This is a genomic window from Pseudomonas sp. CDFA 610, from assembly GCF_021147865.1.
Taxonomy (GTDB): domain Bacteria; phylum Pseudomonadota; class Gammaproteobacteria; order Pseudomonadales; family Pseudomonadaceae; genus Aquipseudomonas; species Aquipseudomonas alliivorans.
This window is the reverse complement of the sequence record NZ_JAGTPM010000012.1, coordinates 65,761-90,026: the sequence shown is the minus strand read 5'-3', so window position 1 is coordinate 90,026 and position 24,266 is coordinate 65,761. Positions and strand designations below refer to the sequence as shown.

Here is a 24,266-nt window from a genome sequence, read left to right as displayed (position 1 = left end):
TTGCGAACTCTCAGGCGCTGCGCGCGGTGTTGAACAGGGTCATCGCCATGGCGCGTCGGTAATCGCTGGGTGTCTGGCCCGTCTCGACGCGAAAGTGCCGGTTGAAGTTGGAGAGGTTGGCATAGCCGACCTCGAAGCAGATGTCCGAAACCGACATGTCGGACTGCAGCAGCAGTCGACAGGCGCGCTGAATCCTCAGTTTGCGCATCAGGTCGATGAAACCGTGCCCAGTGTTGCGTTTGAAGAAGCGTGAAAAACCGGGATCGGTCATCTCGAGACGCTGCGCGATCACCGAGAGACGGATGTCGTTGGTCAGCTCGGTCAACAGATAGTCGAACGCCTTGTTGATCCGCTCGGAACTGCGCGCGTCCAGCGTCGGTGCGTAGCAACTGCTGGCGAGCAGGTGAGCGTCCCGAGACGGAGCCTTGACCAGCGTGTTGATCAATTGCAGAAAAAGTATCAGCCGCTCCAGACCTTGCGCCCTGCCGATGTCTTCCATCAGCCGCGCCGCCTGCACCGCCGTGGCCCCCGTGAACTCAAGACCACGACGCGCCTGTTCGAACAGACACTGCAGCTCGCCCAACTCCGGCAGCGTCTTGCGCAATGCCAGCAGCGCAGCACCATCGAACTGCAAGACCACGTCGCGCCCCTGCAAATGCTCGCCCGGCGCCAGATCACCTATCCAGTCATGGGGCAGGTCGGGACCGATCAACGCAACATGGCCTGCGTCGAACCCGCCGATGTAATCGCCCGCCACCAGTTTGCCGCTGCCACGGCGGATCAGGTGAATCTCGAATTCCGGATGATGATTCCATCGCGCCAAGGCGTAGGGATAGTCGTGTTCGTACCAGCGAAAGCACTGGTCGGGCTCGGGAAGGATGACTTCAAGTTCGGCAGGACGCTGCTCGAAAAGAGCCGCTCGGCTGTCAGGCATTGCAGGCCCCTTTTATCGTTATGGGTGCTTCGTGCAGGCACCAACATACGCTTGCCCGATCCTGCCTCGCTAGCGGTGATTGTGACCGGCACTGATACTTTTTTGATTTCGGACGGCCGGAGAGCGTTCGGTTAAAAAAGTATCGGCGCGTTGTGCGCAACGCGTTTGTTCGGGTCTTGCCTGACTGCTGTAATCCACTCGCCGCCGTGGCAGTCGCTTGAATCTGTGGGAAGCCGCATGGTTTCACGAACACCACGGCCAACAACAAAAACAATTACTCCCGCCATCAGCGGCGCGGAGTGGAGAGCACGACGATGAAGATGCACAAAGCGCTTTTCCTGTCTGCCGGTCTGTCCTTTGCCCTCGTCGGCCACGCGGCTGAAACCATCACCATCGCCACCGTGAACAACGGCGACATGATCCGCATGCAGCGCCTGTCGAAAATCTTCGAGCAGCAGCACCCCGACGTGAAGCTCAACTGGGTGGTGCTGGAAGAAAACGTGCTGCGCCAGCGACTGACCACCGACATCGCGACCCAGGGCGGTCAGTTCGATGTGTTGACCATCGGCACTTACGAAACCCCGCTGTGGGGCGCCAAACAGTGGCTTGAGCCCATCACCGGTTTGCCGCCTGAATACGATTTGCAAGACATCTTCCCCGCCGTGCGTCAGGGCCTGTCGGTGAAGGACACGCTGTACGCCCTGCCGTTTTACGGCGAAAGCACCCTGACCTATTACCGCACCGACCTGTTCAAGCAGGCCGGACTGAGCATGCCGGAACACCCGACCTGGACGCAGTTGGGCGAATTCGCCGCCAGACTGCATCAGCCGGACAAGGGCCTGTATGGCATGTGCCTTCGTGGCAAGGCCGGCTGGGGCGAAAACATCGCGCTGCTCAGCACCATGGCCAATGCGTTCGGCGCGCGCTGGTTCGATGAACAATGGAAGCCTGAACTGACCAGCCCGGAATGGACCAGAGCAGCCAACTTCTATGTCGACACCCTCAAGAAGTACGGGTCTCCCGGCGTGACCAGCAATGGCTTCAACGAAACGCTGGCCCTGTTCAACAGCGGCAAGTGTGCACTGTGGGTGGACGCCAGCGTCGCAGGCTCGTTTACCACCGACAAGGAACAAAGCCGCGTCGTCGACAGCGTCGGCTTTGCGCCTGCGCCTACCGAAGCCACCGACAAGGGATCATCGTGGCTCTATGCGTGGTCGCTGGCAATTCCTGTCACGTCCAAACATAAAGAGGCAGCCAAGGCGTTCATCACCTGGGCGACGTCCAAGGAATACATCCAGTTGGTGACCGAAAAAGACGGCATCAGCAACGTACCGCCGGGCACTCGCACCTCGACCTATAACGAGGCGTATCTGCAGGCAGCGCCGTTCGCCAAAGTGACCTTGCAGATGATGCAGCACGCCGACCCCGCCCATCCGTCCGCCAAACCGGTGCCTTACGTGGGCATTCAATACGTGACCATCCCGGAATTCCAGGCCATCGGCACCTCGGTCGGCAAACTGTTCACTGCGGCGTTGACCGGGCAGACCACCGTCGAACAGACCCTCGCTGCGGCCCAGACAGTGACTGAACGGGAAATGAAGCGCGCCGGGTATCCCAAGTAATCCGACACACTCTGAAGGACGGATAACGAATCATGAAAAGACTGGAAGGTAAAAGTGCGCTCATCACAGGCTCTGCCCGCGGCATCGGGCGCACCCTGGCGCAGGCCTATATCCGCGAAGGCGCAACCGCCGCCATCGCCGATATCAATCTGGAACGTGCACAAGCCACCGCAAACGAACTCGGGCCGAACGCTTATGCAGTCAGGATGGACGTGACCGATCAAGCCTCCATTGATCACGCAATCGCTGCGGTGGTGGCGCAGACCGGCAAGCTGGACATTCTGATCAACAACGCCGCGCTGTTCGATCTGGCGCCGATTGTCGACATCACCCGCGAAAGCTTCGAGCGTCTGTTCTCGATCAACGTCGGCGGCACGCTGTTCACCCTGCAGGCGGCAGCCCGGCAGATGATTGCCCAGGGGCACGGCGGCAAGATCATCAACATGGCCAGCCAGGCGGGACGTCGAGGGGAAGCACTGGTCGGTGTGTACTGCGCGACCAAAGCCGCAGTGATCAGTCTGACCCAGTCGGCCGGGCTGGACCTGATCAAACACCGGATCAACGTCAACGCCATCGCGCCCGGCGTGGTGGACGGCGAACACTGGGACGGGGTCGATGCGATGTTCGCCCGCTATGAAAACCGGCCTCTGGGTGAAAAGAAAAGACTGGTCGGCGAGCAGGTACCCTTCGGGCGCATGGGCACGGCAGACGACCTGTCGGGCATGGCCGTTTTCCTGGCCTCGGCGGACAGCGAGTACGTGGTAGCGCAGACGTACAACGTGGACGGCGGCAACTGGATGAGCTGATCCTGTGAACAAAAGCCGGTCGCCACTTCCATTGACGGGGCGATTGGCTAAGATGCCCGGACCGCACGTCGTGATCCGCGGCATCACCGAGGCACAGGAGCTGCAATGTCCACCGAAGAGGAGCTCGCCATATCCGGCGGCACACCGATGATTCCCGATCAGCGTCGGGAGCTGATGCTGCGTCAGTTGCGCAAGCATCAGGTGCTCAGCGTGCATCAGTTGATGGAGATGTTCGAGTGCTCGCACATGACCATCCGCCGTGACATCGCGTTGCTGGAACAGGAGGGTCGTGCCTATTCGGTCACCGGCGGCGTGCGTATTGCCAGTCAGGTGCACAGCGAGCCCAGCCATCAATCCAAGGCCGTGGTGGAGCTTCCTCACAAACAGGGCATGGCAAGGCTGGCGGCCGGTCTGCTGCATCCGGACATGACGATTTATCTGGACGCAGGCACCAGCACTCTGGAAATCGTGCCGCACATTGTCGCGTTGTCCGGCATGACCGTGGTCACCAATGATTTTGGCGTGGTGAATGCACTGGCCGATGCCGGGCACGTGGATGTGATTCACACCGGCGGCCTGCTCGATCATCCGAATCGCTCAAGCGTCGGCGGGCTGGCGGCTGCGACCCTGCGGCAACTGGCGACGGATGTGGCGTTCATGTCCACCAGTTCGTGGGATCTGCAACGCGGGACCACGACGCCCTCGGCACTGAAAGTCGAGGTCAAGCAGGCTGCCATGCAGTCCGCTTCGCAAACCGTGCTGGTCGCGACCAGCTCCAAGTACGGCACCTTTGGCATGTACAAGGTCGCCGCGCTGGACCAGTTCGACACCATCATCACCGACGCCGCCCTGGCCGAAGCCGCCGCCGACGGTATCCGCAAACAGCGCATCGAACTGCTGCTCGCCCCAGTGAGCGGCAAACGCTAGGGTCACATCCCGAAGCGGACGCAGAGCGTCCAGAGATGCATTCCCACGCTGGAGCGTGGGAACGAGCGTGTGTCTCAAGCCCCCCATCGATCCTGCGCCTGTGACCCTCTGCGTCACCGCCTCACGCTGTCCGATGGAAAAACCCTATCGATGTTAACTTATGTGAAAAATAAAAATACTTCACATTATTTACTCATTGATCCACTATCCATTTCACAGATCAGAACAATATCGTCCACCTGCCGGCATCACAGGCGCGGACACTGACTTTGAGGATTACTGCATGAACACTAAGAATGTTGGCGTCATCGGCCTGGGTGCGATGGGTCTGGGCATTGCCCGTTCATTGCTGCGCAGCGGCTTCAATGTGCATGCCTGCGATGTGCGCACCAGCGTGACCGAGGCGTTCGCTCAGGAAGGTGGTGTTGCCTGTGAATCCCCGGCGGCCATGGCCGCTGCCTGTGACGTGATCGTCACGGTCGTGGTCAACGCCGAGCAGACCGAAACCGTGCTGTTCGGCGAGAACGGCGCCATTGCAGCGCTGCGTCCGGGCAGTCTGGTGATCGGCTGCGCCACCGTCGCGCCGACCTTCGCTGTCGAGCTGGGCGAGCGTCTGGCCGCACAGAATCTGCTGTACCTCGACGCCCCGATCTCCGGCGGCGCAGCCAAGGCCGCTTCCGGCCAGATGACCATGATGACCTCCGGCCCGGCCGAGTCGTATGCCAAGGCAGAAGCGATCCTCAACGGCATGGCGGGCAAGGTCTATCGCCTGGGCGACGTCCATGGCCTGGGCTCGAAAGTCAAAATCATCAACCAATTGCTGGCAGGCGTGCACATCGCCGCGAGCGCCGAAGCCATGGCACTGGGCCTGCGCGAAGGTGTCGATGCCGACGCGCTGTACGAAGTGATCACCAACAGCGCCGGCAACTCGTGGATGTTCGAAAACCGCGTGCCACACATTCTCAATGCCGATTACACGCCGCTGTCGGCCGTCGACATTTTCGTCAAGGACCTGGGGCTGGTGCTGGATACCGCCCGCAGCAGCAAATTCCCGCTGCCGCTGTCGGCCACCGCACACCAGATGTTCATGCAGGCCTCCAGCGCCGGTTTCGGTCGCGAGGATGACTCGGCCGTAATCAAGATCTTCCCGGGCATCGAACTGCCGAAAGCCAAGACCGATAAAGCCTGAGGAGCCTTTGATGAGCCTTAACGACTCTCGCCCGCTGCTGGGCTGCATTGCCGATGACTTCACCGGCGCGACTGACCTGGCCAACATGCTGGTGCGCGGCGGTATGCGCACGGTGCAAAGCATCGGTATCCCGAGCGCCGAAATGGCAGCCGGTCTGGATGCCGACGCCATAGTCATCGCCCTCAAATCCCGCACCACGCCGTCGGCCGACGCGGTCGCCGAGTCGCTGGCAGCCCTGGAATGGCTGCGCGAACGCGGCTGTGAACAGATTTTCTTCAAGTACTGCTCGACCTTCGACTCCACCGCCGCAGGCAACATCGGCCAGGTCAGCGAAGCGTTGCTGGAACAACTGGGCAGCGACTTTACCCTGGCGTGCCCGGCATTCCCGGAAAACGGCCGCACGATTTTCCGTGGCCATCTGTTCGTGCAAGACCAATTGCTCAGCGAATCGGGCATGCAGAATCATCCGCTGACGCCGATGACCGACGCCAATCTGGTGCGCGTCCTGCAAGCGCAGACCGCCCACAAAGTCGGCCTGCTGCGTTACGACAGCGTCTCCAAAGGCGTGGAAAGCGTGCGCGGCAGGATTGCCGAGCTGCGTGCCGAGGGCGTGAGCATGGCGATCGCCGATGCGTTGTCCGATGCCGATCTGTATGTGCTGGGAGAAGCCTGCGCCGACCTGCCGCTGTTGACGGGCGGTTCTGGCCTGGCGCTGGGCTTGCCGGGCAACTTCCGTAAGGCAGGCAAACTGCGCGATATGGACGCAGCCAGACACGTTGACGTCGGCGGCGGCGAAGTGGTGCTGGCAGGCAGTGCGTCGGTCGCTACCAACGGTCAGGTTGCGGCTTGGCTGGAAGGCAATCGCCCTGCCCTGCGCATCAATCCGCTGGACCTGGCTGCGGGCAAACCCGTGGTCGAGCAGGCACTGGCGTTCGCCAGAGATGCCGGGCAAACCGTGCTGATCTACGCGACCAGCACACCGGATGAAGTCAAGGTCGTGCAGAACGAGTTGGGTGTCGAACGCTCCGGTGCGATGGTCGAGGAAGCGCTGGGCCAGATCGCCAGAGGCCTGCTCGACGCCGGCGTGCGACGCTTCGTGGTCGCAGGCGGCGAAACGTCCGGGGCAGTGGTTCAGGCGCTGGGCGTGCAACTGCTGCAGATCGGCGCACAAATCGATCCGGGCGTTCCGGCCACCTTCAGCAACGGCGCCCAACCGCTGGCGCTGGCGCTCAAGTCAGGCAACTTCGGTGCCCGCGACTTCTTCGCCAAAGCCCTCAAGCAACTGGCGGGGGAAGCCTGATGATCGACGAGAACGCACTGCGTCAGGAAATCTGTGATGTCGGCAGGCTGCTTTACGGCCGTGGCTATACGGTCGGCAGCGCGGGCAACATCAGCGCGCGTCTTGATGACGGCTGGCTGATCACGCCGACCGATGCCTGCCTGGGCCGCATGGACCCGGCCGACATCGCCAAGGTCAACCTGGCGGGCGAATGGGTGTCCGGCAGCAAGCCGTCCAAGACCCTCGCTCTGCACCGCGAAGTCTACGACCGCAACCCGAACGTCGGCGGCGTCGTACATACCCATTCCACGCACCTGGTGGCGCTGACCCTGGCAGGCGTGTGGCGTGAGGACGACATTCTGCCGCCACTGACGCCGTATCAGGTGATGAAAGTCGGGCATATCCCGCTGATCGCTTACGAGCGTCCAGGCTCGCCGAAAGTGGCCGAGCAGGTCGCGCAACTGGCCAACAGCGTGCGCGGCGTGATGCTTGAGCGTTTGGGCCCGGTGGTCTGGGAAAGCTCGGTGGCCAAGGCCTGCTACGCCTTGGAAGAGCTCGAAGAAACGGCCCGTCTGTGGCTGATGACAAACCCCAAACCTGCCCCGCTGGAGCCCGCAGCTCTGGAAGAACTGCGGCAGGTATTCGGCGCCAGGTGGTAACCGAAGCGTATTGATCGGGAGGCGCATCGCGTCTCCCGGACAACCCCGGCGTGGCCGGAAAACAATAACAACAGGAATCGAGAGCATGACTTACCTACATCCCGTTTTTGTTCGGATTTGCTCGCTGTCACCCTTTGTCACTCCTGAAGGGAGCGCTCAGGCATGACGCCAATCATGTTGATGGTCGTGGCCGGTGCGGGCATCGCACTGCTGTTGTTCCTGGTCCTCAAGTATAAATTCCAGCCTTTTGTCGCCCTGATGCTGGTCAGCATCATCGTGGCGCTGGTCGCGGGCGTTAAGCCTGCCGATCTGGTCGCCACGATTGAAGGCGGCATGGGCAAGACTCTGGGTCATATCGCGATCATCATTGCCCTGGGTGCGATGATCGGGCGCATCATCGAACTCTCCGGTGGCGCCGAGGCGCTGGCCAGAACCCTGATCAACCGCTTCGGCAACAAGCGCACGCCGCTGGCGCTGACGGTGGCGGGTTTCATGGTCGGCATTCCGGTGTTCTTCGAAGTCGGCGTGATCATTCTCATGCCACTGGCTTATGGCGTGGCTCGTGCCGCTCGCAAGCCGCTGATGATCTTCGCTCTGCCGATGTGCGCTGCCTTGCTGGCAGTCCACGCCTTTCTGCCGCCGCATCCGGGCGCTGTTGCCGCAGCCAGCCAGTTGGGCGCGGACCTGGGTCGCGTACTGATGCTGGGCATTCCGATTGTTGCCGTGCTGTGTGTCATCGGTTACTTCGTGGCCGGTCGCATGACCCGCAAGACCTACCCGATGACCGACGACATCCGCGCCGAAGTCTATGGCCCGCACGTCACCAACGAAGACCTGGAAGCCTGGGCGCGCAACGACTATTCGACGGTGCGTGAAACCACCGAAACCCGCACGGTGGGTGTCGAGGAAAGCGCCAGCAGTCTGGCGAGCAAACTGCCGCCGGCTCCGGCGCCGGGCTTCGGTCTGATCATCGCGCTGATTCTGCTGCCGATCGTGCTGATTCTGATGGGCACGCTGGCAACCACCCTGTTGCCCGCCGATTCCACATTGCGCGCCATCCTGACCGTCCTCGGCGCTCCACTCGTGGCGCTGTTGATCGACACATTGCTGTGTGCCTGGCTGCTGGGCTCGCGCCGTGGCTGGAGCCGCACGCAGGTCTCTGACGTGATCGGTTCGGCGTTGCCGGGCGTGGCGATGGTGATCCTGATCGCGGGTGCCGGTGGCGTCTTCGGCAAGGTGCTGGTCGATACCGGCATCGGTGCGGTCGTCTCCGAGGCGCTACGCAATACCGGTCTTCCGGTACTGGCGCTGGGCTTCCTGCTGACCCTGCTGCTGCGCGCTGTGCAAGGTTCGACCACCGTTGCACTGGTCACTACCGCCGGCATTCTGAGCCCGCTGATCGCGACCCTGGACCTGAGCGCCAACCATCTGGCCCTGCTGTGCCTGGCCATGGGCGGTGGCGGTCTGGCGATGTCGCACATCAACGATGCCGGTTACTGGATGTTCACCAAACTGGCTGGCCTGAACGTCGCCGACGGCTTGCGCACCTGGACCGTACTGGTCACGCTGCTGGGCACACTGGGCTTCGTGATTACCTTGCTGCTTTGGCCATTCGTCTAACCCTTTGAAGACTGGAGTCAACATGCCCCGTTTTGCCGCCAACCTCAGCATGCTGTACCCGCAGCACGATTTCCTTGAGCGCTTTGCCGCAGCGGCCGCCGATGGTTTCGGCGCGGTCGAGTACCTGTTTCCCTACGCCTGGACCCCGCAGGAGCTCAAGCAGCGCCTGAGCGACAACGGCCTGGTGCAGGCACTGTTCAATGCACCGCCAGGCGACTGGGACGCGTGCGAGCGAGGCATTGCCACACTACCGGGTCGTGAAACGGAATTTCGCAGCGGTATCGAGCGTGCGCTGGAGTACGCGCAGGTGCTGGGCAATGACCGAATTCACGTCATGGCCGGTCTGCTGCCCAGCGAAGACCTGCGCGAGCGTCATCAGGCAGTGTATCTGGAGAACCTTGCGTTCGCGGCCCAACAGGCCAGGGGGGCAGGCGTCACGATCTTGATCGAGCCGATCAACACCCGCGACATGCCGGGTTTCTTCCTCAATCGTCAGGACCAGGCGCAGGACATCTGCAAACTGGTGGGTGCCGATAACCTCAAGGTTCAGTTCGACTGCTACCACTGCCAGATCGTCGAAGGCGACCTGACCAGCAAACTGCGTCGCGACTTTGCCGGTATCGGCCACATTCAGATTGCCGGTGTGCCGGATCGCAACGAGCCGGACCTGGGCGAACTGAACTACGAGCACCTGTTCAACGTCATCGATGAGCTGGGCTACCAAGGCTGGATCGGCTGCGAATACCGCCCCAAAGGCGATACCAGCGAAGGTCTGGCGTGGTTGCGGCAGTTGCAGGGGCAGTAGGCGACCCGATCATGCCCATGCTCTGCATGGGCATGCACCCCGTGACGTTCTGCGTCACATCCGAGAGCCGACGCAGAGCGTGTAAACGATCAATACTGCTTACTCGGTCGCGTCAAACTGATCCTTGATGTAGCGAATCTCGGTCCGGCCATGCGGCGCGGGCTGGCCGTCTTCGCCCAGGTTCACGAACACCATCTTCTCGACTGTCAGGATGCTCTTGCGGGTGATCTTGTTGCGGACCTGACACATCAGCGTGATCGAGGTGCGACCAAACTCGGTGGCAGTGATGCCAAGCTCGATGATGTCGCCCTGACGCGACGCACTGACAAAGTTGATCTCGGAAATGTACTTGGTCACCACACGCTGATTGCCCAACTGGACAATGGCGTAGATGGCCGCCTCTTCATCGATCCAGCGCAACAGGCTGCCGCCGAACAGGGTGCCGTTGGGGTTCAGGTCTTCAGGCTTGACCCACTTGCGGGTATGGAAATTCATGTTCACTCCTGAGCGTCTTCGATAAGAGAACCGCATGATGGCAGAGCCAGCCGCTCGCGCCCATGCCTTGCCCCATTGTGACTGTGTATCGGTGCAATTGACGCCCCGCGACCTTCATGAACAAACAGAACAACCAAGCTGCTGTGCGATAAGCACATTCCGGCTAACGCCGATCCAGAGGCTCGTCAGCCGACAGAAAACCTTGGGAAGAATCGCGAGCGAGGCTATACTGCCATCCGTTTCAAGCGGCCATCCTCGCTGATGCCGTTCCCGCCACCTGTCCGAGGGGCGCTGCAGCAGGTTCTCCCTGTCAGGCTCGGATGGGGCGTTGTTTGACCGACTGATGCCCAGTCGGCAAGCCTTAAACGCACAACGGCGCCCATTCGCATTTTTATGGAATGGAGACTCTCAATGAGTGCTGTAATCACGCCCGCAGAATTCAACGATTTCAAGGTTGCCGACATTTCCCTGGCTGCCTGGGGCCGTCGCGAAACCATCATTGCCGAATCCGAAATGCCAGCCCTGATGGGTCTGCGCCGCAAGTACGCCGGTGAGCAGCCTTTGAAAGGCGCGAAAATCCTCGGCTGCATTCACATGACCATTCAGACTGCCGTGCTGATCGAAACCCTGGTTGCCCTGGGTGCCGAAGTGCGCTGGTCGTCCTGCAACATTTTCTCCACTCAGGATCAGGCCGCTGCTGCCATCGCCGCAGCCGGTATCCCTGTGTTCGCCTGGAAAGGCGAGACCGAAGAAGAGTACGAGTGGTGCATCGAACAGACCATCCTGAAGGACGGTCAGCCATGGGACGCCAACATGATCCTCGACGACGGCGGCGACCTGACCGAGATCATCCACAAGAAATACCCGGCGATGCTGGACAAGATCCACGGCGTCACCGAAGAAACCACCACGGGCGTTCACCGCCTGCTGGACATGCTGGCCAAGGGCGAACTGAAGATCCCGGCCATCAACGTCAACGACTCGGTGACCAAGAGCAAGAACGACAACAAGTACGGCTGCCGTCACAGCCTGAATGACGCCATCAAGCGCGGCACCGACCACTTGCTGTCCGGCAAGCAGGCGCTGGTGATCGGCTACGGTGACGTGGGCAAGGGTTCGGCCCAGTCCCTGCGTCAAGAAGGCATGATCGTCAAAGTGACCGAAGTTGACCCGATCTGCGCGATGCAAGCGTGCATGGACGGTTTCGAACTGGTTTCCCCGTTCATCGACGGCGAAAACGACGGCACCGAAGCGAGCATCGACAAGGCACTGCTGGGCAAGATCGACCTGATAGTTACCACCACCGGTAACGTCAACGTCTGCGACGCCAACATGCTCAAGGCATTGAAGAAGCGTGCCGTGGTCTGCAACATCGGTCACTTCGATAACGAAATCGACACCGCTTTCATGCGCAAGAACTGGGCATGGGAAGAAGTGAAGCCACAGGTTCACAAGATCCACCGCACCGGCCCTGGCGCGTTCGACGCCCAGAACGATGACTACCTGATCCTGCTGGCCGAAGGCCGTCTGGTGAACCTGGGCAACGCCACTGGCCACCCGAGCCGCATCATGGACGGATCGTTCGCCAACCAGGTTCTGGCCCAGATCTTCCTGTTCGAGCAGAAGTACGCCAACCTGTCGCCAGCCCAGAAAGCCGAGCGCCTGACCGTTGAAGTACTGCCGAAGAAACTCGACGAAGAAGTGGCCCTGGAAATGGTCCGCGGTTTCGGCGGCGTCGTGACCAAACTGACCAAGACCCAGGCCGACTACATCGGCGTGACCGTCGAAGGTCCGTTCAAGCCACACGCTTACCGCTACTGATTGATCTTCTGTGAGCGTGCGTGGCATTTTCTGATGCTCTGCATGCTCGCAGCAGTCGATGACCGTAGGAGCGGACTTGTCCGCGAAGGCATTTGGTTTATTACCCGTCTTTCGGTGACAGGCAGATTACTTCGCGGACAAGTCCGCTCCCACTCTGCGACCTCCCGTTCGCTTCAAGATGAGATCGGCCTCCATGAGCCAAGAACGTCGCTACAGCTTCGAGTTCTTCCCGACCAAGACCGATGCTGGACATGAAAAGCTGCTGAACGTTGCCCGTCAGCTGGCAAGCTACAACCCGGATTTTTTCTCCTGCACCTACGGTGCCGGTGGTTCGACCCGCGACCGCACGCTCAATACCGTGCTGCAGCTGGAAAACGAAGTCAAAGTACCGGCCGCGCCGCACCTGTCGTGCGTGGGTGACAGCAAGGCAGACCTGCGCGGCCTGCTGAGCCAGTACAAGGAAGCCGGCATCAAGCGCATCGTTGCACTGCGCGGCGACCTGCCTTCCGGCATGGGCATGGCCAGTGGTGAACTGCGTCACGCCAATGATCTGGTCAGCTTCATTCGTGAAGAGACCGGCAGCCATTTCCATATCGAAGTCGCCGCCTACCCGGAAATGCACCCGCAGGCCCGCAATTTCGAAGACGACCTCAAGCACTTCGTCAACAAGGCCAACGCCGGTGCCGACAGTGCGATCACTCAGTACTTCTTCAACGCCGACAGCTATTTCTATTTTGTCGAGCGTGTGCAGAAGCTGGGCGTGAACATCCCCGTCGTGCCGGGCATCATGCCGATCACCAACTACAGCAAGCTGGCACGCTTCTCCGACGCCTGCGGTGCGGAAATCCCGCGCTGGATCCGCAAGCAGCTGGAAGCGTACGGCGATGACGTGCAGAGCATTCAGTCGTTCGGTGAGGAAGTCATCACCGAAATGTGCGAGCGTCTGCTGCAAGGCGGCGCGCCCGGCCTGCACTTTTATACCCTGAATCAGGCGGACCCGAGCCTGGCAGTCTGGAACAACCTCAAACTGCCACGCTGACAACCGCTGCAATACCGCGATTTCCCTGACAATTTCCGGGAGATCGCGGCGCAATACACCGTTGGGCAGCAGGAACGCGGCGGATTGCGCTCGCTCTGTTATACTCCAGCCTTCCCGCCAGGCTTACGCCCGGACGCTCGGTCTTGCAAACGCCACCTCGCTCACGCCAACAGCACGTTTTTCATCCAGTGCAGGCGTCAGGAGAAGGCTGAAGACCCCGCAGGACCGGACGGGATCGCGTTGTCTTTACACGCCATTCACGCCAGGCAAGACATCCCTTGAGCTTAAGCTCCAACAGAACAGGATTACTCATGTCCTTTGCTTCCCTCGGTCTCTCCGAGGCTCTAGTCCGCGCCATCGAGGCAGCGGGCTACACCCAGCCTACTCCGGTGCAACAGCGGGCCATTCCCGCCGTGTTGCAAGGTCGTGACCTGATGGTTGCGGCACAGACAGGTACTGGTAAAACCGGCGGTTTCGCCCTCCCTATTCTGGAGCGGCTGTTTCCCAATGGTGTTCCGGACAAATCCCAGCGTCACGGCCCGCGCCAACCCCGCGTTCTGGTCCTGACCCCGACCCGCGAACTGGCCGCACAGGTGCATGAGAGCTTCAAGATCTATGCCCGTGATCTGAAGTTCGTCAGCGCCTGCATCTTCGGCGGCGTCGGCATGAACCCGCAGGTTCAGGCCATGTCCCGCGGAGTAGACGTCCTGGTGGCCTGCCCTGGCCGCCTGCTCGATCTGGCCGGTCAAGGCAGCGTCGACCTGTCCCACGTTGAAATCCTGGTGCTCGATGAAGCAGACCGGATGCTCGACATGGGCTTCGTCCACGACGTGAAAAAGGTTCTGGCCCGCTTGCCTGCCAAGCGTCAGAACCTGCTGTTCTCGGCGACCTTTTCCAACGACATCACAGCGTTGGCGGGCAAGCTGCTGCACAACCCCGAGCGCATCGAAGTCACGCCGCCGAACACCACGGTCGAGCGTATCGAGCAACGGGTTTTCCGTCTGGCGGCCAACCACAAGCGTTCGCTGCTGGCGCACCTGATCACCGTTGGCGCCTGGGAACAGGTGCTGGTGTTCACCCGCACCAAGCACGGCGCGAACCGTCTGGCCGAGTACCTGGACAAGCATGGCCTTTCGGCCGTCGCCATCCACGGCAACAAGAGCCAGAACGCGCGCACCAAGGCCCTGGCTGACTTCAAGGCGGGCGAGGTCCGCATCATGGTCGCCACCGATATCGCCGCTCGCGGTCTGGACATCGACCAGTTGCCGCACGTGGTCAACTTCGAACTGCCGAACGTTGACGAAGACTACGTTCACCGCATCGGTCGTACTGGCCGTGCCGGTCGTTCGGGCGAGGCGATCTCGCTGGTCGCTCCGGATGAAGAGAAGCTGCTCAAAAGCATCGAGCGCATGACCAGGCAGAAAATCCCGGACGGCGATCTGATGGGCTTCGACATCACTGCAGTCGAGGCTGAAAAGCCTGAAGTGCGTGAGCGTCCGGATGTTCGCAATCCACGTGGCGCACGTCCGGCCCGTGGTGATGGCGACAAGAACAACGGCGGTCGTCGCGACAAGGGAAAGGATAAAGGCAAGGAAAAACCAGCCGCAGCGGCCGCCAATGGCGAACGTCCTGCCCGCCCGCCACGCGAAAAAAAACCTCGTGAAGGCACGCCTCGCGGCGAACAGCGTTCTTCGCAGGCTGCAGCACCACGTCCACAATCGGACCGTGCGCCTGACGAGTTTCTGGATGACGAAGTGGATAACTTCGGCAACCGCGCCGATTACGTCAGCCCGTATCAGGGCAAAGGCCAGAATCGTGGCCGTCGTCCGGCGGCAGCGCCTGGCGCAGCACCGGCGGCCGGTGGCGCAGCGCGTCCAGCCAACCCGGGTCGTACCGGTGGTGGCGCACGTACAGGTTCCGGCACCGGCGCACCGAAGCGTAACGGCGCAGGCGCAGGCTCTGCACCCCGCTCGCGCGATGGTCAGGCTCCGCGCAACCGTCGTCCGTCAGCACCTCGTGAAGACCGCGCACCTCGTGAGCCACAGGAACCGGCAGTTCGCAGCCAGCGCGAGGGTCAGCCACAGCCGAAGATCGTGCACAAGGAGTCCAAGATCGACCGCTTCCCGTCGGCCGAGCAACTGGATCAATTGCCAGCCCGTCCACGCGGTGAAAAACCGGCCCTGCTGACCCGCAACCGCGACAGCTGATAGCCGAGCAGCAAACAAAACGCCCCAGCTTGCCGGGGCGTTTTTGTGTGTGTCGGTTACACGTCTTGATGCAACCAACGGGTTGTGGGAGGCGGCTTGCCGGCGAGGCTTTTCTAAAGCGACACCTCGTTGACTGAACTGAGGCCATCGCCGGCAAGCCGCATCCCACGGGTATGCATTCAGTCAGACACTTTCGCTTCGCCCCCCGTTTTGCGCGATGTCCAGACCTCTGCGCGGGCATACAGCCCATGAAGCTGTGCGTCACCTCCTCAGACTGCACAGACGCCACACACAAAAACGCCGACCCAAGGGTCGGCGTTTTTTCGTTCAGGCGAACACTTACTTCTTCTGTACGCCTTCGAAGGTGATGTCCAGATCCAGCGTCTGCGACGTCGGGCCTGGGCCTTTGATGCCGAAGTCGTTCAGGTTCAGCGTCGAAGTACCGTTGAAGCCGGCACGGTAGCCGCCCCACGGATCCTTGCCTTCGCCGTTGAAGGTCGCCTTGATCACGATTGGCTTGGTCACGCCGTGCAGGGTCAGGTCGCCGGTCACGTCAGCAGTCTTCTCGCCGGTGGACTTGACGCTGGTGGACACGAACTTGGCTTCCGGGAATTTGCCGGCGTCCAGGAAGTCCTTGCTCAGGATGTGCTTGTCACGTTCAGCGTGGTTGGTGAACAGGCTGGCGGTCTTCAACTCGACAGCGATCTTGCTGGCTTCCGGCTTGGCAGCGTCGAAGCTGAAGGTACCGTCCCAGTCCTTGAACGTGCCGTGGATGAAGCTGTAACCCAGGTGGCTGATCTTGAAGTCAACGAAAGCGTGCTGACCTTCCTTGTCGATAACATAGTCGGCAGCCATTGCCTGGCCGGCGGACAACAGTGCGGTACCCAGAGCCAGAGCGGCGAGAGACTTCTTCAACATGCTTTTATTCCCGTTTTGGTTGAACAATCAATGACGACCCAACATGCGTTTGAGGGTCACATCGCGATCGATGAAGTGGTGTTTCAGTGCAGCCAGGCCATGGAGCCCCGCGAAGATCACGAGGGTCCAGGCCAGATACAGGTGAATCCAGCCAGCGGTTTCCGCCTGTTCCGGAAGGCCGGAAACCAGAGCAGGTATTTCGAACAGACCGAATACCGGAATCCCGACGCCATCGGCGGTGGAGATCAGGTAGCCGGCAAACATCACGGCAAAGAGTGCGACGTACAGAAACAGATGACCAAAGGTCGCGCCGATGCGCGTCAGGCGGCTGTAGCTGGACAACGGCGGAGGCGGCGGGCTGAGCAAACGCCAGACCACGCGGACCAGCATGACTGCAAACAGCGTGATGCCAATGCTCTTGTGCAGATCAGGCCCGGCCTTGCGCCAGGTATCGTAGTAATCCAGGCCGACCATCCAGAGCCCTAGCGCGAACAAACCAACCACTACAGCGGCTACACCCCAGTGCAGCACCATGCTGACCAGACCGTAGCGAGAGGATGAGTTACGTAGCTGCATTGCCAATACCTTGTCAGAAGTGTTACCAGACTAGCTTTTTATCTATCGAATGAAAGCGCAAAATTTCGCTTTGATGCATCGAAGAATATGATCGATCGTTTGCAGAAGTTTTTATGCCTGACCGATTTTTCACGTCCTTCGTTACCTGAAACAGGCCCATCACCCCTTCCAGATTACTCAATGCTGGCTTTGCTGCATCAGCATCCCGATAATTTCAGCGCTGTAACACTTTGCCGGGACCATCGGCCGTTCGATGCCGATGAACGGCATCATGGAACCCGCGAAACGGTTTCACCGCCTGCCCTGAAGATCAAACGAATTCGTCGACCATAAAAAAAGGGGCGCGGTTTGCACCGTGCCCCCTTCTGCTCAGCGACAGCCGTCAGTTCTTGACGTCGGCAGGCGCTGTATCGGTTGTGGCCTTGGCCGCAGGCTTTTTGGCCTCGTCGGTCTTGGCCGGAGCCTTTTTCACCGGCTCTTTTTTCACAGGTTCTTTCTTGGCCGGTTCTTTTTTCGCAGGCTCCTTGTGCTGCGTCTTCTTCGCAGGCTCCGCCTTCGCGGCAGGCTTCTTGACCGGCTCAGCCTTGACGGGCGGTGTCACTACAGGTGCAACAACCGGCGCAACAGGAACCGGCGCAGGTGCAGGAGCGGGTTCTGGTGCCTTCTCGACAGGCGCAGGCGCTGCCACCGGCGTGTCCGAACCACCGAACAGGCGCGAGAAGAAGCCAGGTTTCTCCGCTTGCGGCTTGGCAGGCTCGACCGGTTTATCGGAAGTGCAACCAAACAGGCTGGTAAAGAAGTTACAGTCCGACTTCTGCGATGCCGGTGCCGGTGCCTTCGGCGGCGCAACCTTGACCGGCTCGAACGACTTGCCTGCCGCCAGATCCTGCACCTGACTGGCCGCACGCTGACCACTGCGCAGCGCGCCTTCCAGCGTGCCAGGGTAAAGGGTATCGGTGTGTTCACCCGCGAACGCTACACGCTGGATCGGCCTTTCCCACAGACGCCAGTATTTGCTGATCTGGCCGGGACCAAAGGCCAGATAAGAACCGCCGGTCGAAGGGTCGACGCTGTAACGACGGATTTCGTAGCCGGTGTAGGCACCGCGAGCCTCAGGGTAGAACGCATGCAGACGAATCAGCACCTGATCCACCAGTTGCTTGTCGCCAAAGGCCTGCATGATCCGGGCGTTGTCGCCGGACAGGTTGATCACCACGTTGGCGCCGCCCTTGAGCGCGGGCTCGATCCACAGCATGCCCAGGCCCGTATTGCTGAATACTTCACCCGACATACGCGCCTTGCTGTCCCAGACCGGGGTCTTGAACTTGAGCATGATCTGGTCGCGCCAGCCGTAGTTGGTGCTCTTGATCGCGCCCATGTGCTGGGCATCCAGCGACGGCGTCATCTGGATCTTGCCCAGCGAACGCAATGGCACGGCCATGACGAGGTAGTCGGCGGTGTAGCTCGCCGCGCCAGCCTTCACTGTGACGTGGTCCTTGTCCTGAACGACGGACGAGACGGGCGAATTGGTCTTGATGGTTTTCAGCTGTTTGACGAACGCCTGAGCCAGCACCGTGCTGCCACCCGGCAGGCGCGAGGCGCGCAGGTCACGCTCATCCACCGAGCGGTAGACGCTGGACTGCTGAGCGAAATACAGCAGTGACAGGCGCGAAGGCTCGTCGTAACGGGTGCGAATCTGCTGATTGATCAACTGACGCGCCGTCGCAGGCAGGTTCAGGCGATCCAGCCAGTTGGCGACGTTGATCTGGTCCAGTGCGAAAAGGGTGCTGTTGGACGCCGGGTTTTCCGGATCAGTAATGGAGCGCGCCAGGTTGTCCAGCGTGTCGTTGTAACGCTTGATGGCTTCTGCGGTGGCTGGCTGCTTGACCGCCAGATCCGCCTGGGTGAAGTGAACACCGTCGATCAGGTAGCTGGGCGTACGTACGAACTCGGGAGCAGGCACGGTGGCCAGCTTGAAGGTGTCCAGATAACGGTTCAGCACCGGCTGCGCCTTGGTGTTGCCGATCCATTCGCTGGTGGCCAGACCCGAACGTCCGCCCAGACTCGGCTTGGCTTCCAGCAGCGTGACCTGCCAGCCCTTGGCCTGCAGTTCGTAGGCCGCCGTCAGGCCTGCCATACCGCCGCCGACGACAATCGCGGTTCGTTGTTTGTCATCGGCGAGCGTCGAAACGCTGACCAGCCCTGTCACTATCAGCGCACACGCGCGCAGCCACCCAGAAAGCATTCCGTGAACTCCGAAAAAACAAGGGGAAGGTTGGGCAAGTCAGCCCGGAACATCGAATAGCAAGGCAGGATACGCGAGCCATCAGATAGCCGCCAGCAATGTCCGTCGCCCCTTAAAACTGCATCAAAGGTTGTGACACAGCCGGGCATTGCATAGGCTTGCGCGATTGTTCGTCCTCGCCTCAAGCGAGTCGCTACCCGGAGATTGCAAATGGGCCTGAATGACCAGTGGATGCAGCGTGACCTCAAGGTCCTGTGGCACCCCTGCACCCAGATGAAAGACCACGAAAGCCTGCCGCTGATCCCCATCAAGCGGGGCGAAGGCGTGTGGCTCGAAGACTTCGAAGGCAAGCGCTACCTGGACGCCGTCAGCTCCTGGTGGGTCAACGTGTTCGGGCACGCCAACCCGCGCATCAATCAGCGCATCAAAGATCAGGTCGATCAGCTGGAGCATGTGATCCTGGCCGGCTTCAGCCACCAGCCGGTGATCGAGCTGTCGGAGCGTCTGGTCAAGATCACCCCGGAAGGTCTGACACGCTGTTTCTATGCCGACAATGGTTCGTCCTGCATCGAAGTCGCATTGAAAATGAGCTTTCATTACTGGCTCAATCGCGGTCAGCCCGATAAAAAGCGTTTCGTGACCCTGACCAACAGTTACCACGGCGAAACCATGGCAGCGATGTCGGTCGGCGACGTGCCGCTGTTCACCGAAACTTACAAGGCGCTGTTGCTGGACACCATCAAAGTGCCCAGCCCCGACTGCTACCACCGCCCGGACGGCATGAGCTGGGAAGAGCATTCGCGCACTATGTTTGCGGCCATGGAGCAGACCCTGGCGGAGAATCATGCCAGCGTGGCTGCCGTGATCGTCGAGCCGCTGATTCAGGGCGCAGGCGGCATGCGCATGTATCACCCGATCTACCTCAAGCTGCTCCGCGAAGCCTGCGACCGTTATGGCGTGCACCTGATCCACGACGAGATCGCAGTGGGCTTCGGCCGCACCGGCACGATGTTCGCCTGTGAACAGGCAGGAATTCGTCCGGATTTCCTCTGTCTGTCCAAGGCGCTGACCGGAGGCTATCTGCCACTGGCGGCCTGCCTGACGACCGATGATGTCTACGATGCGTTCTACGACGACTACCCGACTCTGCGGGCCTTTCTGCATTCGCACAGTTACACCGGCAATCCGTTGGCCTGTGCTGCAGCGCTCGCCACACTGGATATCTTCGAGCAGGACAACGTCATCGAGAACAACAAGGCGCTGGCTCAACGCATGGCAACCGCCACGGCGCACCTTGTGGATCATCCCCATGTGGCCGAAGTGCGTCAGACCGGTATGGCGATTGCCATCGAGATGGTTCAGGACAAGGCCAGCAAGACCGCCTATCCATGGCAGGAGCGCCGTGGCATGAAAGTGTTTCAGCATGCCCTGGAACGCGGCGCGCTGTTGAGACCGCTGGGCAGCGTGGTGTATTTCCTGCCGCCTTACGTGATCACGCCGGAGCAGATCGACTTTCTGGCCGAGGTCGCCACCGAAGGCATCGACATCGCCACGCGCAGCAGCATCAACGTGGCGGTGCGCAAGAATTTCCATCCGGATTTCAGGGATCCGGGCTGATCCGGCGAGAACCGGCCGACACCGTCCCAAGACAAACACATCCGTATGCCCACAGAGAAACACCATGAGACTGTCCCGCTTTTTCACCGACACGCCCCTGAGCCTTGGCGAGCACGAATTGCCCGAAGCCCAGGCGCATTACATCAGTCGCGTGCTGCGCATGACCGAAGGCGACGCACTGCAGTTGTTCGACGGCTCCGGCAGCGAGTTTCGCGGCACCTTGCTGGAAGTCGGCAAGAAGCGCGTGCGCGTGCAGCTGGATGAATGCTTTGCCGGACAGGTCGAATCCGGTCTGCGTCTCCATCTGGGTCAGGGTCTGTCGCGGGGCGAGCGAATGGACTGGGCGATTCAGAAAGCGACCGAACTGGGCGTCAGCGAAATCACCCCGATCATCAGCGAACGCTGCGAAGTGCGCCTCAAGGACGAGCGTGCGGAAAAACGCCAGATGCATTGGCAGCAGATCGCGATCAGCGCCTGCGAACAATGCGGCCGTTCAGTGGTGCCGGTGATCCATCCACCGATGCCGCTGGCCGACTGGCTGAAACAGACTGAGGCTGATCTGAAACTGGTCCTGCACCCGGTTGCCGAACCCCTGACCAGCCACGAAAAGCCGGCAAGCCTGGCCTTCCTCATCGGCCCGGAAGGCGGGTTGAACGACGCTGAAGTCGATCAGGCCAAAAACGCCGGCTTCCACGCCGCCCGCCTAGGCCCACGCGTCCTGCGCACCGAAACCGCCCCGGTTGTAGCGCTTAGCGTGGCGCAGCAATTATGGGGAGATTTCCAGGTATGACGCGCAGTCCTTGTGGGAGGGGGCTTGCCCGCGATGAACGATGACGCGGTAGGTCAGGAAAATCGTGCCATCGCCGGCAAGCCGCCTCCCACGGGATCTTTAGTCAGGCAGCCGCTATTGTTTCAGACTGATTGCGCTTTTTTGACCTGTGTACAACGCTGAGTGTTGTACGTGGTAACGCTTCTCGGGAGCCCCCGGAGTGGTGATCAAATCCCCTCAAAGCACATAAAAACAGATCGCCACAAAGTGCATCAGGCTGCCGCCGATCACGAACAGGTGCCAGATGCCGTGCCAGTGGCGGATGTGGTCGTAGGCGAAGAAGAGGATGCCGACGGTGTAGAGGATGCCGCCGCCTGCCAGCCAGATGAAACCGGCCACGCCGAGCGCTGCCAGCAGCGGCTTGATGGCGACCAGGACGATCCAGCCCATCACGGCGTAGATCACTATCGAGAGAATGCGCGCTTCGGAGCGAGGTTTGATTTCCTGCAGGATGCCAATCAGCGCCAGCGCCCAGACGATGCCGAACAGGGTCCAGCCCCATGGGCCGCGCAGGGTCACGAGGCAGAACGGTGTGTAACTGCCCGCGATCATCAGGTAGATCGAAAAGTGATCGACCTTCTGCATGATCGATTTCGGACGCCCTTTGACGCTGTGGTAAACCGTGGAGACGCTGTAGAGCGTGACCAGACAGACGCCATAAATGGCCATGCTGACCACCTTCCAGACATCACCATGCAGACTCGCCATGACCAGCAGCCAGATCGCCCCGACGGCTGCCAGCACCGCGCCGACCAGATGAGACCAGGCGTTGAATTTTTCTCCGTAATACATCCGCGTAATACCCTGTTTTACCGAAGACATTGATTGCAGAGGCTCCCGGTTATTGAAACAAAGTGCAACATGTCTGTCTGCGACACAGATTTCAGGCAGCGAATCCTGAGTGAGTTGTGCACAATCCACCCCACACCAACAATAAGCGCCACGCCATGCAGATTGATGACGAACTCACCCTGAAGAAGCTGGAAATCTTCCTGGCCTTCATGCGCACCGGAAACCTGGCCCGCGCAGCGGCGGAATTGCAGACCAGCAACGTCAGCGTGCATCGCGCGATTCATTCACTGGAAAGCGCCCTGCGCTGCCCGCTGTTCAAGCACGAAGGTCGCAATCTGACGCCGCTGGAAAGTGCCTATGTGCTTGAGGAGCGTGCACAGAAACTGGTGCACGACGTCGTCACCACCGTGGAACTGACGCGTCAGGCCGCGGGTTTCTCGGCGGCGCGCTTTCGGCTCGGGGCCTTGTATTCGCTGACGGTCAAGACGGTGCCGCAGTTGATCATGGGGCTGAAGATTCGCCGCAGCGAGCTGAATATCGACCTGATTCTGGGCTCCAACATCGACTTGCTCTACAAGCTCAAGAACATGGAAGTGGACGCGATGCTGGTGTCGCTGGATGAAAGCACCAACGATCCGGACTGCGAGCACCTTGCGTTGTTCTCGGACGACATCTTTCTGGCCGTGCCCACCGACTCGCCGTTTGCCGAACACAGCGAAGTGGACCTGAGTGACCTGCGTGAAGCGACGTTCATCACCCTGACCCAGGGCTTCGCCACACACCGCGACGGCATCCGGGTATTCGAACAGGCCGGGTTCGAGCCCAAGGTGGCGATGCAGGTCAATGACATCTTCACGCTGCTGAGCATGGTCAGTTCTGGCGTCGGCTACGCGCTGTTGCCAGGGCGCATCGCCGCAGTCTATGAAAACCGGGTGCGGCTGATCCCGCTGCAGCAGCGCTACCGAATGCAGCAACACATCGGCATGGTGTTCCTCAAGGCCAAGGAGCGCGACCCCAACCTGCTGGCGCTGGTGGCGGAATGCCGGATGTATGCGAACCGGCTGACGGGGCAGGCGACCTGAGCATTCCATGCCTGAAGCTGAAATGCTCCGAAGCAAGGTCTAGCCGACGATGCCCCGCACGATGAAATACAGCAACGAAGGCCCTAGCAGGCAGCCAAGCCCGGTGTGAAACGTCGCGGTCAGTGCGCCATAGGGCACCAGACGCCTATCGGTCGCAGCGAGCCCCGCAGTCACTCCGCTGACGGTCCCGGCCAGACCGCCGAAGACCATCGCCGAGCGTGGATTGTCCAGCCCCATCCAGCGTGCCGCCATAGGTGTACCCACCATTACCAGAATGGCCTTGATCAGGCCGGTGGCAATAGACAGTGCCATGACGTCAGACGTGGCGCCCAGCGCCGCGCCAGTCACCGGCCCAACGATGTAGGTCACGGCGCCTGCACCGATGGTGGTCATGCTGATTGCATCGCGATAGCCGAAGACCCAGGCAATGCTCGCCCCCACGATGAACGGCAGAATGGTGCCCAGCAGCAGGGCCACCGCACCGATCATCCCGGCCTTGCGCGCTTCGGTGGCCTGGACTTCAAAGGCGGTCGCCACGATGGCGAAATCGCGTAGCATCGCACCGCCCATCAAGCCGATTCCAGAAAACAAAGCCATATCGGCCAACCCCTTTTGGCCGCCCGTCAGCGTGCCGCCGACCCACGCCAGAACAAGACCGATGACAATCGCGATGGCCGAACCGTGCACACGGCCAAACGTCAGCCGCTTCGATAACACCACCGATACCCACATGATGACGCCGACGAACGCGAACGCGGTGATCAGGCCGTTGTGCTCAAGTCCTTTTTCGATGAGATCCCACAT

General features: G+C 60.8%; 22 protein-coding genes and 1 riboswitch. Of the genes, 15 read left to right on the top strand and 7 right to left on the bottom strand.

Features of this window, described 5'->3' with window-relative positions:
* Positions 1–10: 10 nt before the first annotated feature.
* Positions 11–934 (bottom strand): helix-turn-helix domain-containing protein, encoded by a 924-nt coding sequence (locus KDX39_RS21900; RefSeq protein ID WP_231661786.1) that lies wholly within the window; start codon positions 932–934, stop codon positions 11–13.
* Positions 935–1,248: 314 nt separating this feature from the next.
* Between KDX39_RS21900 and KDX39_RS21895 the strand changes: the two genes are divergently transcribed.
* The 8 genes from KDX39_RS21895 to otnI all read left to right on the top strand — a co-directional run bounded on the left by KDX39_RS21895 (position 1,249) and on the right by otnI (position 9,841).
* Complete coding sequence (locus tag KDX39_RS21895) at positions 1,249–2,556, top strand: ABC transporter substrate-binding protein (RefSeq protein WP_231661785.1); 1,308 nt, start codon at positions 1,249–1,251, stop codon at positions 2,554–2,556.
* A 32-nt stretch (positions 2,557–2,588) separates the two neighbouring features.
* Positions 2,589–3,362, top strand: a complete 774-nt coding sequence (locus KDX39_RS21890) for an L-iditol 2-dehydrogenase (protein ID WP_099228712.1) — start codon at positions 2,589–2,591, stop codon at positions 3,360–3,362.
* Between the two features lie 105 nt (positions 3,363–3,467).
* Complete coding sequence (locus tag KDX39_RS21885) at positions 3,468–4,289, top strand: DeoR/GlpR family DNA-binding transcription regulator (RefSeq protein ID WP_099228713.1); 822 nt, start codon at positions 3,468–3,470, stop codon at positions 4,287–4,289.
* A gap of 283 nt (positions 4,290–4,572) precedes the next feature.
* Positions 4,573–5,478: an L-threonate dehydrogenase gene (gene ltnD, locus KDX39_RS21880; protein ID WP_024685313.1), complete on the top strand. Its 906-nt coding sequence runs from the start codon at positions 4,573–4,575 to the stop codon at positions 5,476–5,478.
* A gap of 10 nt (positions 5,479–5,488) precedes the next feature.
* Positions 5,489–6,778, top strand: coding sequence for a 3-oxo-tetronate kinase (gene otnK, locus KDX39_RS21875; protein WP_231661784.1), 1,290 nt, complete (start codon positions 5,489–5,491; stop codon positions 6,776–6,778).
* The gene (gene otnC / locus KDX39_RS21870) at positions 6,778–7,416 is read left to right on the top strand and encodes a 3-oxo-tetronate 4-phosphate decarboxylase (RefSeq protein WP_231661783.1); all 639 of its coding nucleotides are present in this window, start codon (positions 6,778–6,780) and stop codon (positions 7,414–7,416) included. Before otnK ends, otnC begins: the two co-directional genes overlap by 1 nt.
* Before the next feature lie 162 nt (positions 7,417–7,578).
* Positions 7,579–9,036 (top strand): GntT/GntP/DsdX family permease, encoded by a 1,458-nt coding sequence (locus KDX39_RS21865; protein WP_231661782.1) that lies wholly within the window; start codon positions 7,579–7,581, stop codon positions 9,034–9,036.
* 22 nt (positions 9,037–9,058) lie between these two features.
* Entirely contained in the window at positions 9,059–9,841 is a 783-nt protein-coding gene (gene otnI / locus KDX39_RS21860) for a 2-oxo-tetronate isomerase (protein WP_231661781.1), read from the top strand.
* A 99-nt stretch (positions 9,842–9,940) separates the two neighbouring features.
* Here the strand turns inward: otnI and KDX39_RS21855 are convergent, their stop codons facing one another.
* Positions 9,941–10,336, bottom strand: a complete 396-nt coding sequence (locus KDX39_RS21855; RefSeq protein ID WP_306456622.1) for an acyl-CoA thioesterase — start codon at positions 10,334–10,336, stop codon at positions 9,941–9,943.
* 277 nt (positions 10,337–10,613) lie between these two features.
* A riboswitch (S-adenosyl-L-homocysteine riboswitch) is annotated at positions 10,614–10,724 on the top strand.
* A 23-nt stretch (positions 10,725–10,747) separates the two neighbouring features.
* On the opposite strand from KDX39_RS21855, the gene ahcY reads away from it, so the two are divergent.
* The 3 genes from ahcY to KDX39_RS21840 all read left to right on the top strand — a co-directional run bounded on the left by ahcY (position 10,748) and on the right by KDX39_RS21840 (position 15,403).
* Entirely contained in the window at positions 10,748–12,157 is a 1,410-nt protein-coding gene (gene ahcY / locus KDX39_RS21850; RefSeq protein WP_004880290.1) for an adenosylhomocysteinase, read from the top strand.
* Between the two features lie 178 nt (positions 12,158–12,335).
* Positions 12,336–13,196, top strand: coding sequence for a methylenetetrahydrofolate reductase [NAD(P)H] (gene metF, locus KDX39_RS21845; protein WP_257212070.1), 861 nt, complete (start codon positions 12,336–12,338; stop codon positions 13,194–13,196).
* Between the two features lie 311 nt (positions 13,197–13,507).
* A complete protein-coding gene (locus KDX39_RS21840) occupies positions 13,508–15,403 on the top strand; it encodes a DEAD/DEAH box helicase (protein ID WP_231661780.1) in 1,896 nt (631 codons plus the stop codon).
* A gap of 339 nt (positions 15,404–15,742) precedes the next feature.
* On the opposite strand, the gene KDX39_RS21835 is transcribed toward KDX39_RS21840, so the two are convergent.
* Entirely contained in the window at positions 15,743–16,321 is a 579-nt protein-coding gene (locus tag KDX39_RS21835) for a YceI family protein (protein WP_004880308.1), read from the bottom strand.
* A gap of 27 nt (positions 16,322–16,348) precedes the next feature.
* Positions 16,349–16,897, bottom strand: coding sequence for a cytochrome b (locus KDX39_RS21830; RefSeq protein WP_099228721.1), 549 nt, complete (start codon positions 16,895–16,897; stop codon positions 16,349–16,351).
* 87 nt (positions 16,898–16,984) lie between these two features.
* Here KDX39_RS21830 and KDX39_RS21825 point away from each other — a divergent pair, with 87 nt between their 5' ends.
* Positions 16,985–17,230 (top strand): hypothetical protein, encoded by a 246-nt coding sequence (locus KDX39_RS21825; RefSeq protein ID WP_231661779.1) that lies wholly within the window; start codon positions 16,985–16,987, stop codon positions 17,228–17,230.
* A 49-nt stretch (positions 17,231–17,279) separates the two neighbouring features.
* On the opposite strand, the gene KDX39_RS21820 is transcribed toward KDX39_RS21825, so the two are convergent.
* Complete coding sequence (locus KDX39_RS21820; protein ID WP_231661778.1) at positions 17,280–19,142, bottom strand: FAD-dependent oxidoreductase; 1,863 nt, start codon at positions 19,140–19,142, stop codon at positions 17,280–17,282.
* Between the two features lie 210 nt (positions 19,143–19,352).
* On the opposite strand from KDX39_RS21820, the gene KDX39_RS21815 reads away from it, so the two are divergent.
* On the top strand, positions 19,353–20,759 hold the full coding sequence (locus KDX39_RS21815) for an adenosylmethionine--8-amino-7-oxononanoate transaminase (protein ID WP_231661777.1): 1,407 nt from the start codon (positions 19,353–19,355) through the stop codon (positions 20,757–20,759).
* A gap of 64 nt (positions 20,760–20,823) precedes the next feature.
* Positions 20,824–21,549: a 16S rRNA (uracil(1498)-N(3))-methyltransferase gene (locus KDX39_RS21810; RefSeq protein WP_231661776.1), complete on the top strand. Its 726-nt coding sequence runs from the start codon at positions 20,824–20,826 to the stop codon at positions 21,547–21,549.
* A gap of 216 nt (positions 21,550–21,765) precedes the next feature.
* Here the strand turns inward: KDX39_RS21810 and trhA are convergent, their stop codons facing one another.
* Positions 21,766–22,380: a PAQR family membrane homeostasis protein TrhA gene (trhA, locus tag KDX39_RS21805; protein ID WP_099228727.1), complete on the bottom strand. Its 615-nt coding sequence runs from the start codon at positions 22,378–22,380 to the stop codon at positions 21,766–21,768.
* A gap of 155 nt (positions 22,381–22,535) precedes the next feature.
* Between trhA and KDX39_RS21800 the strand changes: the two genes are divergently transcribed.
* The gene (locus KDX39_RS21800; protein ID WP_231661869.1) at positions 22,536–23,462 is read left to right on the top strand and encodes a LysR family transcriptional regulator; all 927 of its coding nucleotides are present in this window, start codon (positions 22,536–22,538) and stop codon (positions 23,460–23,462) included.
* A gap of 39 nt (positions 23,463–23,501) precedes the next feature.
* On the opposite strand, the gene madM is transcribed toward KDX39_RS21800, so the two are convergent.
* Positions 23,502–24,266, bottom strand: coding sequence for a malonate transporter subunit MadM (madM, locus tag KDX39_RS21795; protein WP_231661775.1), 765 nt, complete (start codon positions 24,264–24,266; stop codon positions 23,502–23,504).

Bases quoted from the DNA above. Each gene is read 5' to 3' on its own strand.
- KDX39_RS21900 (WP_231661786.1), bottom strand. From the start codon at position 934: ATGCCTGACAGCCGAGCGGCTCTTTTCGAGCAGCGTCCTGCCGAACTT.
- KDX39_RS21895 (WP_231661785.1), top strand. From the start codon at position 1,249: ATGAAGATGCACAAAGCGCTTTTCCTGTCTGCCGGTCTGTCCTTTGCC.
- KDX39_RS21890 (WP_099228712.1), top strand. From the start codon at position 2,589: ATGAAAAGACTGGAAGGTAAAAGTGCGCTCATCACAGGCTCTGCCCGC.
- KDX39_RS21885 (WP_099228713.1), top strand. From the start codon at position 3,468: ATGTCCACCGAAGAGGAGCTCGCCATATCCGGCGGCACACCGATGATT.
- ltnD (WP_024685313.1), top strand. From the start codon at position 4,573: ATGAACACTAAGAATGTTGGCGTCATCGGCCTGGGTGCGATGGGTCTG.
- otnK (WP_231661784.1), top strand. From the start codon at position 5,489: ATGAGCCTTAACGACTCTCGCCCGCTGCTGGGCTGCATTGCCGATGAC.
- otnC (WP_231661783.1), top strand. From the start codon at position 6,778: ATGATCGACGAGAACGCACTGCGTCAGGAAATCTGTGATGTCGGCAGG.
- KDX39_RS21865 (WP_231661782.1), top strand. From the start codon at position 7,579: ATGACGCCAATCATGTTGATGGTCGTGGCCGGTGCGGGCATCGCACTG.
- otnI (WP_231661781.1), top strand. From the start codon at position 9,059: ATGCCCCGTTTTGCCGCCAACCTCAGCATGCTGTACCCGCAGCACGAT.
- KDX39_RS21855 (WP_306456622.1), bottom strand. From the start codon at position 10,336: ATGAATTTCCATACCCGCAAGTGGGTCAAGCCTGAAGACCTGAACCCC.
- ahcY (WP_004880290.1), top strand. From the start codon at position 10,748: ATGAGTGCTGTAATCACGCCCGCAGAATTCAACGATTTCAAGGTTGCC.
- metF (WP_257212070.1), top strand. From the start codon at position 12,336: ATGAGATCGGCCTCCATGAGCCAAGAACGTCGCTACAGCTTCGAGTTC.
- KDX39_RS21840 (WP_231661780.1), top strand. From the start codon at position 13,508: ATGTCCTTTGCTTCCCTCGGTCTCTCCGAGGCTCTAGTCCGCGCCATC.
- KDX39_RS21835 (WP_004880308.1), bottom strand. From the start codon at position 16,321: ATGTTGAAGAAGTCTCTCGCCGCTCTGGCTCTGGGTACCGCACTGTTG.
- KDX39_RS21830 (WP_099228721.1), bottom strand. From the start codon at position 16,897: ATGCAGCTACGTAACTCATCCTCTCGCTACGGTCTGGTCAGCATGGTG.
- KDX39_RS21825 (WP_231661779.1), top strand. From the start codon at position 16,985: ATGATCGATCGTTTGCAGAAGTTTTTATGCCTGACCGATTTTTCACGT.
- KDX39_RS21820 (WP_231661778.1), bottom strand. From the start codon at position 19,142: ATGCTTTCTGGGTGGCTGCGCGCGTGTGCGCTGATAGTGACAGGGCTG.
- KDX39_RS21815 (WP_231661777.1), top strand. From the start codon at position 19,353: ATGGGCCTGAATGACCAGTGGATGCAGCGTGACCTCAAGGTCCTGTGG.
- KDX39_RS21810 (WP_231661776.1), top strand. From the start codon at position 20,824: ATGAGACTGTCCCGCTTTTTCACCGACACGCCCCTGAGCCTTGGCGAG.
- trhA (WP_099228727.1), bottom strand. From the start codon at position 22,380: ATGTATTACGGAGAAAAATTCAACGCCTGGTCTCATCTGGTCGGCGCG.
- KDX39_RS21800 (WP_231661869.1), top strand. From the start codon at position 22,536: ATGCAGATTGATGACGAACTCACCCTGAAGAAGCTGGAAATCTTCCTG.
- madM (WP_231661775.1), bottom strand. From the start codon at position 24,266: ATGTGGGATCTCATCGAAAAAGGACTTGAGCACAACGGCCTGATCACC.